At 57.5% G+C, this 9,706-nt stretch carries 14 protein-coding genes; 1 reads left to right on the top strand and 13 read right to left on the bottom strand.

Annotated features, from left to right (window positions below; genetic code table 11):
- Nucleotides 1-11: 11 nt before the first annotated feature.
- The 3 genes from GXX82_07540 to GXX82_07550 are packed head-to-tail and all read right to left on the bottom strand — an operon-like array spanning nt 12 to nt 2,890.
- A complete protein-coding gene (locus GXX82_07540) occupies nt 12-1,508 on the bottom strand; it encodes a hypothetical protein (GenBank protein NLT22884.1) in 1,497 nt (498 codons plus the stop codon).
- Between the two features lie 3 nt (nt 1,509-1,511).
- Nucleotides 1,512-2,132, bottom strand: coding sequence for a hypothetical protein (locus GXX82_07545; protein ID NLT22885.1), 621 nt, complete (start codon nt 2,130-2,132; stop codon nt 1,512-1,514).
- A 2-nt stretch (nt 2,133-2,134) separates the two neighbouring features.
- Nucleotides 2,135-2,890, bottom strand: a complete 756-nt coding sequence (locus GXX82_07550; GenBank protein NLT22886.1) for a hypothetical protein — start codon at nt 2,888-2,890, stop codon at nt 2,135-2,137.
- A gap of 247 nt (nt 2,891-3,137) precedes the next feature.
- Here GXX82_07550 and GXX82_07555 point away from each other — a divergent pair, with 247 nt between their 5' ends.
- Nucleotides 3,138-4,253, top strand: a complete 1,116-nt coding sequence (locus GXX82_07555) for a Fic family protein (GenBank protein ID NLT22887.1) — start codon at nt 3,138-3,140, stop codon at nt 4,251-4,253.
- Nucleotides 4,254-4,289: 36 nt separating this feature from the next.
- Here GXX82_07555 and GXX82_07560 read toward each other — a convergent pair whose 3' ends face one another.
- From GXX82_07560 to GXX82_07605, 10 genes are all read right to left on the bottom strand, one after another.
- Entirely contained in the window at nt 4,290-4,676 is a 387-nt protein-coding gene (locus tag GXX82_07560; protein ID NLT22888.1) for a type II toxin-antitoxin system VapC family toxin, read from the bottom strand.
- On the bottom strand, nt 4,673-4,903 hold the full coding sequence (locus GXX82_07565) for a type II toxin-antitoxin system Phd/YefM family antitoxin (GenBank protein ID NLT22889.1): 231 nt from the start codon (nt 4,901-4,903) through the stop codon (nt 4,673-4,675). The genes GXX82_07560 and GXX82_07565 overlap by 4 nt, the downstream gene beginning before the upstream one ends.
- A 109-nt stretch (nt 4,904-5,012) precedes the next feature.
- A complete protein-coding gene (gene tadA / locus GXX82_07570; GenBank protein ID NLT22890.1) occupies nt 5,013-6,083 on the bottom strand; it encodes a Flp pilus assembly complex ATPase component TadA in 1,071 nt (356 codons plus the stop codon).
- 3 nt (nt 6,084-6,086) lie between these two features.
- Entirely contained in the window at nt 6,087-6,407 is a 321-nt protein-coding gene (locus tag GXX82_07575) for a hypothetical protein (GenBank protein NLT22891.1), read from the bottom strand.
- Nucleotides 6,408-6,413: 6 nt separating this feature from the next.
- Entirely contained in the window at nt 6,414-6,806 is a 393-nt protein-coding gene (locus GXX82_07580; GenBank protein ID NLT22892.1) for a hypothetical protein, read from the bottom strand.
- Nucleotide 6,807: 1 nt separating this feature from the next.
- A complete protein-coding gene (locus GXX82_07585) occupies nt 6,808-7,287 on the bottom strand; it encodes a hypothetical protein (protein ID NLT22893.1) in 480 nt (159 codons plus the stop codon).
- A 9-nt stretch (nt 7,288-7,296) separates the two neighbouring features.
- Nucleotides 7,297-7,941, bottom strand: coding sequence for a hypothetical protein (locus tag GXX82_07590; protein NLT22894.1), 645 nt, complete (start codon nt 7,939-7,941; stop codon nt 7,297-7,299).
- An 8-nt stretch (nt 7,942-7,949) separates the two neighbouring features.
- Nucleotides 7,950-8,222 (bottom strand): hypothetical protein, encoded by a 273-nt coding sequence (locus tag GXX82_07595; GenBank protein ID NLT22895.1) that lies wholly within the window; start codon nt 8,220-8,222, stop codon nt 7,950-7,952.
- A complete protein-coding gene (locus GXX82_07600) occupies nt 8,194-8,991 on the bottom strand; it encodes a hypothetical protein (GenBank protein ID NLT22896.1) in 798 nt (265 codons plus the stop codon). The genes GXX82_07595 and GXX82_07600 overlap by 29 nt, the downstream gene beginning before the upstream one ends.
- The gene (locus tag GXX82_07605; GenBank protein NLT22897.1) at nt 8,984-9,673 is read right to left on the bottom strand and encodes a DotI/IcmL/TraM family protein; all 690 of its coding nucleotides are present in this window, start codon (nt 9,671-9,673) and stop codon (nt 8,984-8,986) included. The genes GXX82_07600 and GXX82_07605 overlap by 8 nt, the downstream gene beginning before the upstream one ends.
- Nucleotides 9,674-9,706 lie beyond the last annotated feature (33 nt).

Raw genomic sequence — 9,706 nt, forward strand, 5'->3', positions numbered from 1 at the left:
CCTCCCCCCTCCTAAAACCCTTCGGGCAATCCGCTGTCCTCAGCATACCGGGAAACATCGGGATCTTCCGTGGTCAGCGACTCCGTCATTGCCCGAAGCGCAAGGAGCTTGAGCCTCTGGTTCTCCATGCTCAGCAGATAATAGTTGAAACGAGCCAGATCCTTCCAGGCCATGTCCTCGTAACCACGGTCTATGGTCGCCGGATCAAACCCCGAGAGGCCCGACCTGATAGCGGTGGCCATCTCCAGCGATATTCGGGCGACAATATAGTGCCTCACCGCCAGCTTTCTGCGCAGCATTGACGAGTTCCTTCCAGCGAGGAGGACCGTTATCTTCTTGATGTCTTCCCGGTCAAGAAGCGACACCCTGGCGTTCTCCCGTGCTATGGCTGCAAAGGATCCGGCATCGCCAAGAAGCCCCTTGACCTCCTGCTCTATCCCGTTATAAAGGCGATCTATGGCACGTTCCTTTTCTTTTTCCAACGACACGGCTTTGTTGACGACCAAAAGAACTGCGGCGATCCCATCCCTCATTCTTGCCGTCAACGAGGTTCTGATCCCTGCCGCCATATCGACAAGTTCAGCGGTGGATGTCCGCACATATTCCGAAGGAGCGCCGGTCGCCGCTCTGTCCACGCTTTCGAGGACCCTGGCGATATCCTGAGGGGAAACGGAGGCTTTGCCTTCCAGGCCGCGAAGCTTCTCAAGCCGCGCTGTGAGATACGTACCGCTGGCACCGCAGAACCCTCTGCTTATCGAATCTGCAAGAGAAACCTCCGCAATGGCGGAAATATTCTTGAGGCCCCCTTTTGCGTGTATCGCGCACTCGTCGAGTATCTGCCGCGTATTGCCGCTGACCTCGGCGCCTCGCTTTGCCTGTATCCCGTCGGCCACGTCCATTTTCCCGCCAAGCACCGTCATACGGGAAAGCAATCTTGCAGATACCGGCAGGAACTCCGCGGTCCGGGTTTGAAAGTCCCTGACCTCATCCGCATAGGTAGCCAGGGCTCGCCGGGAATTGAGAAACTCTCTCCTGTAGTCGCTGAGGACCTCATGAACTCGGCTTTCCTCAAATCCAAGCCGCTTCAATTCCCTGCTCAAGGCCGAGAGTACGGCCTTGTTCAGGCAGGAGGCAAACATCTCAACGTTCATTCGGGTCTTGAGGAAGGCAAGCTGTGAATCAAGGCCATCGCTGACAATACCGTCGACGAGTTTCGAAAGATCCGTGGCACCGCGAAGACGTTTTTCGAGCGCTCTGAAACTGCCGGGCAAGAGTGCGAGGTCCAACCTTTCGGAAAGACAGAGTCTGAGCTCCGTGATAAGGTGATCCTCAACGAGGTTCTTCAGCAAAACCGAGAAATATGGGTAATTCGTCACGGCAATAACAGGTGAGCACTTGACGAAGCAACCACCCTTGCGTGGAAAAAGGCCGGCGCCCAAAAGAATGCCGCCAGCCACGAGAAAAGACACCAGAAGCAATATCCGTTTCCTGGCCCCGATACGGTTCATTTTCTACCGTTCCCCCTCAAGAGCGTCCATCATCTTCAAAAGGGAGAGCAATCTGAGTTCCTGTGCCTGGACCAGTCCTCGAAGATATGCAAGCTTTGCAGCATCTTTCTGCGCCTGGTGGCGGGAGCAGAAATCGAAGGCCGTGGGCGCAAATTTCTCCAGGGCCTTCTCCATCCGGGAGGCCTTCGCAAAGGCCCTTTCCCCCGCGGAATATGTTATCAGTCCGGCACCGGACTTCAATGCCCGCAGCTTTGCCGCGACCACATCTGCCACCCCCTGATCCCTGAAGCTGACACGGCGGGCAGCTTTTTCAATTCTCTTCGCGGTGCTTGCAGATTCTTCAGTGACCCTGAATATCTCCGACATCACGGAGGTCTGCCGCAACACGCCGGCGGCCAACTTCCGCTTCAGCAGGATGTTGCGGCGCTCATCAAGGTAAGCACAATAGGGGGTTTTGAAAAACGCAGCCCATTGCTGTGCCATTTGAGTGATCGTTGCGTCGGTGGCAAGAGGACACGGTGGAACTGTTGCGGAGGAATTTCGGGCAAGGCCAAACGTCAGAAGGACCGACGCAATGATCATTACGATGATAAGCCGTGACATCGCGGGAGGGCTCGACTCCATCGCTAGCGACCCTCCAGCGCCCGGCGCATTTCGCCCTGAGACATTACGGCAAGCATCTCCGATTGGAGTATGGCGTTATAGTAAGCGAGCTTCGCCAGGTCCTTGACGGCCTGGTCGGACGTGGCGCCATCGATATACGCAGGATCGAAAGAAGATAGTTCCTTCCGGAATCTTTCAGCCACATACACCCCCTCGGATGCCTTCTCGTAGGCCGCTACCGACGCCTGGTTGAATACATCGCGGATCTTCACCGCCGCGTATTCGGCCGTGGTGAAATGCTTCATTTTGTCGGTGCCGCCGCCCGGAGCACCGGCGAGCAGGATGGATACCTCGCGGATCTTTTTCTGGAACTCCTTGAAATCAGAATTCGCCGACGGGATTGTGGGTACCGTCTTGCTCTTTGCCGTCTCGGCGAAAAGCTTGCCGTCGCCTCTGGCAAAGGCCCCCGCATTGTTCTTCATATGCTGAGATATCATCTTGTCCGTGAAGGAGGAGATGTTGTATTTGAGGAAAGAGACGGCTTTGGTATTGATCGTGCCGGGCTCGAGCTTTATCTTCACCTCTTCGTTCCAGACCGCCTTTATCTTGTCCGTGATCGCCTGTGTGACCATCTTCTGCACCATGCTCATAAGGGCGGGAAAGTTGATCACCTGCACCGCGGTCCCATAAGCGCTCGTGGCTAGCAGGAAGAAGATCACGACCCCGCAGATGACCTTCCCCATTGTCGTTCCCGGAATCATTCCTGGTCTGTCTTTCATATCTTTCCTCCGAGATATGTAATAGCCTTCAAAACCGAGAACTCGACCTGGCACGGTCGACAAAAGGTTTTATTCGCTCTGCCGGTGCACGCTCATTGATGGGCCGGAGTAATTCGAGGTCTCCGGTAAGTTCTCTTCACGACGGACCCTTGGGGAAGACACTAACCTTATTCTCCGCACCTCATGCGGATAATAAGGTTGACTTTGCGAAGATTAGGGCTTATAATCTCCGCATTAGGTGCGGAGATTGACCGCTTACATCCATCAACTGCCCGATTGGCCACACTTCTTCTGGGACGATAGACGCTTGTCGCGCCAACTCGCTCTCGTTCGCCACAGACAGGGAAGGCTGATCGGCCACATCGAAGCCCTTGGGTTCTCGTTGAGGACCGAGGCGGTCCTCAACACGCTGACGCTGGATATCGTGAAGTCAAGCGAGATCGAGGGATCGGTACTCGACACGGTCGAGGTGCGGTCTTCCATTGCCCGGCGGCTTGGTGTGGATATCGGCGCCACAACCCCGGCAAGCAGGGACGTAGAAGGCGTCGTCGAGATGATGCTTGATGCCACTCAGAACTACGACAAACCCTTAACGGAGGAACGTCTCTTCGCCTGGCATGCTTCTCTCTTTCCCACCGGCCGCAGTGGACTGAGCAGGATAAAGGTCAATGCCTGGCGCGATGACAGCAAAGGTCCGATGCAGGTCGTGTCGGGAGCCGTCGGCCAGGAGCGTGTTCATTTCGAGGCCCCGGCTGCAAGCAGGGTGGAACAGGAAATGAAGGCCTTTCTCGATTGGTTCAACACTGATGACGACACGGATCCGGTCTTGCGGGCAGGTGTAGCCCACCTCTGGTTCGTCACCATCCACCCCTTCGATGATGGCAACGGCCGCATCGCGCGTGCCATTGCCGATATGACCCTGGCCCGCTCAGAGGCAAGCTCACAGCGTTTTTACAGCATGTCGGCCCAGATCCGCAACGAGCGGGACATCTACTACGACACGTTGGAACAGGCCCAGCAGGGAACACTGGATATTACATCCTATCTGGACTGGTTCCTCTCCTGCCTCCACCACTCCTTTGACGGCGTGGACGGCACTCTCGGAACCGTTCTGAGGATGGCCAGGTTTTGGGACACCCACGCCAGCGAGACTTTCAACGTGCGGCAACGTCTGATCCTGAGCAAACTGCTCGAGAGCTTCGAGGGAAAGCTGACATCAACAAAATGGGCAAAGCTGTCCAAGTGTTCCCAGGATACAGCACTGCGCGATATCCTCGATCTTGTCGCAAGGGGGATCCTGGTGAAGGACCCGGGCGGCGGCCGCAGTACGAGCTATTCACTCGCGAATGACACAACGTGGTGACCAGTCTCCGTGAAGTCCCCGTCTTGTTAACACCCGTCACCAGAAGGTCTTTATTTTGTATTTGGCTATATCGGCGTCTCGTGTGACGACAGCCATCTTTTCGAGAATTGACTGGGCTATGATAATGCGATCGAAGGGATCACGGTGGATGGCCGGAAGCCGGGACACATGGAGCGCATGGCTCATCTCGACAGGAAGCGGCTCGATAGCATTCTTCATCAGCTGGCCCGGAATGAATCGATCAGGTCTGTCCGGCAGACGAAGCCTTCCCAGATTGACCTTTATGGCTATCTCCCAGGCGGAAGCCACGCTCAGGAAGAGCTCGTTCGTCTGATTCCTCATGACATCGCGCACGCGAGACGACAGTTGCGGGCTATCGATTATCCACCAGAGGAACACATGGGTGTCCAGGATAAGCCTCATCCCTCGTACTCGCCAAGGATCGATTCGGGCAATGGTTCGTCGAAGTTCTTTTCGATGATCACTTTCCCTTTAGCCGTTCCCGCCACCCGTTGAGCGGTCTTGTCCCGAATGGGAACGAGGCGGGCTATTGGTGTCCCAGCCCTCGCTATGGTGATCTCTTCCCCGCTTTCCACCCGGTTGAGCAACTCTGATAATCTCGTTTTGGCTTCGTGTATATTCACTCTCATAGACCCATAATAGACTAAGTAGTGGACTAAGTCAATATCACCATGTTGTATCGTTGCCCTCGCCCCTGTCCCCTGCTTCATGCTCCCTTTCCCTCTGCCCTTATCATTCTCACTCCCTCATGAACAGTGCGGGGTCGTTCGTCGCCCTGCGGGCTTCCTCCTCCTCAACCTGTTCCGAATCGACAAGGACCCTGAGGCTCTGGTTGAGCGTCCAGCCTATCTGACCGCTTCGCTGCTGCTGGCGGAGCAGGTCATGTCTGCCCCGTACCAGGAGCTCGCGGGTACCAACATCCTTCGTGTCCAGCAATTCCGTGGCAAGGACCAGGCGTCCTGCCGTCGGCACCAGGACCTGCACCATCACGGCGAGGAGAACATCCGCAAGCTCCTCGATCATCCATTCCTGTTTTTCCACCGGGAACATCGACGCTATCCGCGAGGGGACCTGGGTCGTCACGAGGGTGTGGATGGTGGTGAACACGAGGTGCCCTGTCTTCGCCGCCTGGATGGCCGCCGATGCCGTTTCGGGGTCCCTCACCTCACCCACGAGGATCACGTCGGGCCTCTGGCGCATCGCCGCCCTCAGCGCCCGCTCGAAGGAGAGCGTCGTGGTCCCCACCTCCCGCTCGATGATGTTGCCCATCCCTTCGGGGATGTCGTATTCGATGGGGTCTTCTATGGTAACGCAGTTGATGCATCTCGTCTCCACAAGATAGGCAATGAGGGAGGCGAGCGTCGTCGACTTGCCGCTGCCCGTGGGGCCGGCGATAAGGATCATACCCCCTGCCGGGCTTTCGAGGACCAACCGGAGGAGATCGCCGGGAACGCCAAGATTGAGCGGGTTCGTCTCCACGGACTTCAGGCGTCTCATCACGATGGAAACCCCTTTTTTCGTCATGCACAGGTTGACGCGAAACCGGAAGGTCTTCTTTCCGTGGCCGCTGCCCACCTGTCTCGCGTAGGACAGGTCCTTCTCCTCCCTGTCATAGAGTTGCGCCCGGGCGCCGGAGACCCGGAGGATCCGCTCTATCGCTTCGTCCATCTCGTACCCTTCGGGAGGACCGGAAACAGCGGCCATGCGTCCGTTTATCCTCAGGAAGACGGGACTTTCCGACTGGATGTAAATGTCGGAGGCATCCTCACCGACGGCCCTGTCGATGATGTTGTCGAGAAAGCTGTTCATCGTCTACCTGCATCGCAGCCATTCGGCGCCAAGAAGGTACGCGAGATACCTCCTCAGAACGCCCGAGCGGCTAAACCCTTTTTGCCTCATTTCCTCTCTTCTTTTCCCCCGAGCGAAGACGTAAAGCGCCACAGACCCGCATATGCCCGTCGTGATGACGAAGACGCCGATCTCCTCGGAGACAAGGGACAGGATCGACGCGATGCCGTTGCCAAGCATGGCGGGGCAGATGCAGATGATGAGGTCCTCCAGGGATATGTTGAGCCTCGGCACGATGATGGCGCTGTTCACGTTCCGATAATCACGTCGCGTCCCGGGATCCATGGCCGTCTACCCGGCGCTTGCCGTCATGGTCGCCTTGATGATCCCGAGGATCGCCGAAGTCGACACAAGGCAACCTCCAAAAGCGACCTTTTTCCAGGCACCCTGCGCCCCCTGAGGGTTGTTGTCCTTATTGGCCATGACCACAAAGCCCCATATGATGAGACCCGTCCCCGCGCAAAAAGAGATCGACAGGAGACCGTACATGATTATGTTGGCGAGGTTGCTCAAAAACTCCCCGGCATCGGTGGTCTCCGTGGCCCACCGGCTCTCGTTGAACGTCTGAGACCATCCGTCACGGGCGCTCACGGCGCCGGACAACAGGCACAGTGCAGCGGGAAGACAGAACCTCCACAGTCTCCTCGGACTCTCCAACCTTCTCCTCGTTGATGCAGGGATCATGTTACCTCCTCTCTTCCTTCCTCAGCACGTCCGCGAACATCGCCCTCTCATCGTCAGACTGGAAGTAAATGTCACCCCGGTCAAATGAGAGGCCTCCATAGAGACACCTTTCCACAGCAGCTTTGAAAGACACGGAAACGTAAACGACAAGGCCGCCACTGACGATGAGCTGGAGCACGGTGATGACGTTCAGACCCCTGGCACCGTTCGACAACGCTTCGAGGACGATGCCGTATCCACCGGCGCAAAAGGCTATGAGCAGAACGATGAGGCCCGCCATTTTCAGCCACATTGTCATCCTCTTCTGTTTCGACATGAGAGGGGTGCAATGATCGAGACCGATCTCCTGTCTTGTACCGTCGGCGGTCTCAAAGACAAGCTTCCCGCTGTTTCCTTCCTCGCGTCCGTGAGATACTATCTTTTTTTGAACAGGCACCGGGATCCTTTCGTCAAATCTACCCGGCAGGTATCTGACAAGCATCGTTGACTCCTATTCAACCCGTATCGCCTGACGGCCGAGTTTCCTGTAGAACGCCATAGCCACATCGCACCTTGCCTTGAAGGCCTTCCCGATCACCGCCCATTTACCGCCATCACCGTGAGGCGCCGTTGTCAGGAACACATCGTCGGGCTTCGGAGAGCCGCCGACGAATTGAAAGGCCTCCGCCTCCGTGGGGAATGAATCTACCAGGAAATAGCAGAAATTGGCCCGGTCCCTGCCGAACCAACCCTCCCCTGATTCATCGGAGACAAACCGGGGGGGCGACACGATCTTCCAGATGAGGGTCGGCGCCGAGTAGCTGCTGCCGTCCCGGCTTATCCTGGCCGGGTTGTAAATGAGCCTCACCTGTGCCGGTACGATGGCCCCACCCTTCGTCAATTCAAGATACAGGAGCTCATCGCGGTACCTCCGAACGAAGTCACGCAAGCGCTCATCCAGTTCCTCTTTGCAGAGGCGCGACCCTTCCCGCCTGCCTTGCTCTCTGCCTTCTTCCCGCGCGACCCGAACGGCTTCCGACTCGATGACGTCTTCAGGCACCGCCCTGATCGTGGGGGTACATCCGGTCCCGCCGAGAAGGACCCCCGCCAGGGTCGTGATGCCGAAAAGCGAAAAGAGGAGCCTGTTCCTTTCCATACCCACCCTCATTCTCCCCGCGCCTTCCCGTCACCGGCGGCAGGTTTGCCGGGTGCCGCTGCCCTGGACCCTTGCCGGAACTGGGAAGGGTATTCCACCGAGAATGACCTCACGAAGGCGATCTGTCGCGAAAGGACACGTGTGAGGGAAAAGCGGCCGGCATCGGGAACAGACCCCTGCGGCCCCTCCTGAACCTGCCCCATGACCGGCGACGTGGAACCCCAGACGAGTACAAAGAGGGCCGCACAGCAGCTAACGGCCGTTCGTGAACGTCTTGCCATCGCCCACCCTCCTTACCGTTATTTCCCGGCTGCGCGAGGCCACCACGCTTGTCCCGTTGCCGAGGTCCATGACAAACTCGGCATCGCCCACGGGCATGACCTTCCCGGCTATCATGAAAACATGAAGCTCCGGGCTCGCGAGCTTCATCATCCGTATGAAGGGATAGGTCCCGAGATCCGTCAGCGATGGCGACCTGTCCCCGAGGAGAATGTCTTCGACGGAGCCCTTCTCCGGGATGCGCCGCGTCGTGATGATACGCACCATGGCCTCCGTCGTGTCCGTTACACCGCCCGTGCCTCCCCGCCTGATGGTGACCGTAAGGTCCGCCTCTCCCGATGCTCCATCCTCGACGAGCAGGTAATGGTGGGGCACCCGCTCCCCCTGTGATCCTTCGAACACGATGATGTTGGTCGACTTGAACTCCTTCACCGGAAAGATGATGAGGGAATTACCCCTGACCTCGATGGAGAATTTTTCCCGGGAGCCTATCGCGATATCGTCGACGCTGAAACTGTACGGAAGATTGATGACGCTCCCGTAGCCGTAGGCCAGGCGGATGGTGGGCACAACGCCTGGCACTTCATCGATATCCCGCTCCCTCATGCGGGACAGCACGCGATCCTTTTCTATAAGAGGCTTCAAGCGCTGCGCCTTCTCCTTCATCTCGACGATGTCCTTCTCGGGAAGATCGAAGGGTGGGACAACGATCTGCCCCTCCGCCTGCTGCTTCGGCACCTCCTGTGGTGTCTCCGGCGCGGCCTCAGCCACCGGCAGGCTCAGAAAAACGGACAATATACAGACCGAAAGGGTTCTCAACACTGCGCGCTCCTTTGTACAGCTTTATCTCGTATGTCTTCACCTTGAGGTCTTCGCTCGCCGCTTCCTCTCCGACAACACGGACGGCGTTGAGCCTGACCGAGGCAAGAACGACCGCTTCCCTGCCGCGTATCCTGGAGTCCTTGAGGGCGTTCCACTCAGCGGTGACGATGAGCTTCTGATCCGACAGGGACTTGAGATAGTTGTCCCGGTACGGCTCGTAGAAGGCCTTGAAGGACCCGGGATCGAAACGCTTCGACACGCGGCTCATCCGGTTGGTGAGATCGCCCTGCGATCTCACCTCCACGTAGGTCCAGCCGAGTATGTCCCTGATCGCGTCCCTGCAGAATATCTCAAGCTCGGGCCAGTGGATCCTGTCCGGATCATCGACGCGGATGAGCGATGGCCTTCCCGTGGAATCCATGAAGACGATCTTGTCCTTCCCTTTCCCCGCGACCACGATGACGATCGACGCCACCACCATGATGATGCTGAGGACCACCGTGGCAACGGGAATGACAAGAAGGGCCCGGGATGTGAGCTTCAATCCCCGAAATATGCCTATCTCTATTGCAAGGGCCTCACCGCCTTCCGGCACCGGCGCCTTTTTCTTCCTTTTCCCGAAAACAGCCATCCATCTCCTGCTATATGGTAAATAGCACCATCG

The organism is Syntrophorhabdus sp., from assembly GCA_012719415.1.
Lineage (GTDB): Bacteria > Desulfobacterota > Syntrophorhabdia > Syntrophorhabdales > Syntrophorhabdaceae > Delta-02.

What these genes read in the sequence shown, in the direction of transcription:
- GXX82_07540 (NLT22884.1), bottom strand. Translation starts at nt 1,508, where the DNA reads ATGAACCGTATCGGGGCCAGGAAACGGATATTGCTTCTGGTGTCTTTT.
- GXX82_07545 (NLT22885.1), bottom strand. Translation starts at nt 2,132, where the DNA reads ATGGAGTCGAGCCCTCCCGCGATGTCACGGCTTATCATCGTAATGATC.
- GXX82_07550 (NLT22886.1), bottom strand. Translation starts at nt 2,890, where the DNA reads ATGAAAGACAGACCAGGAATGATTCCGGGAACGACAATGGGGAAGGTC.
- GXX82_07560 (NLT22888.1), bottom strand. Translation starts at nt 4,676, where the DNA reads ATGAGGCTTATCCTGGACACCCATGTGTTCCTCTGGTGGATAATCGAT.
- GXX82_07565 (NLT22889.1), bottom strand. Translation starts at nt 4,903, where the DNA reads ATGAGAGTGAATATACACGAAGCCAAAACGAGATTATCAGAGTTGCTC.
- tadA (NLT22890.1), bottom strand. Translation starts at nt 6,083, where the DNA reads ATGAACAGCTTTCTCGACAACATCATCGACAGGGCCGTCGGTGAGGAT.
- GXX82_07575 (NLT22891.1), bottom strand. Translation starts at nt 6,407, where the DNA reads ATGGATCCCGGGACGCGACGTGATTATCGGAACGTGAACAGCGCCATC.
- GXX82_07580 (NLT22892.1), bottom strand. Translation starts at nt 6,806, where the DNA reads ATGATCCCTGCATCAACGAGGAGAAGGTTGGAGAGTCCGAGGAGACTG.
- GXX82_07585 (NLT22893.1), bottom strand. Translation starts at nt 7,287, where the DNA reads ATGCTTGTCAGATACCTGCCGGGTAGATTTGACGAAAGGATCCCGGTG.
- GXX82_07590 (NLT22894.1), bottom strand. Translation starts at nt 7,941, where the DNA reads ATGGAAAGGAACAGGCTCCTCTTTTCGCTTTTCGGCATCACGACCCTG.
- GXX82_07595 (NLT22895.1), bottom strand. Translation starts at nt 8,222, where the DNA reads ATGGCAAGACGTTCACGAACGGCCGTTAGCTGCTGTGCGGCCCTCTTT.
- GXX82_07605 (NLT22897.1), bottom strand. Translation starts at nt 9,673, where the DNA reads ATGGCTGTTTTCGGGAAAAGGAAGAAAAAGGCGCCGGTGCCGGAAGGC.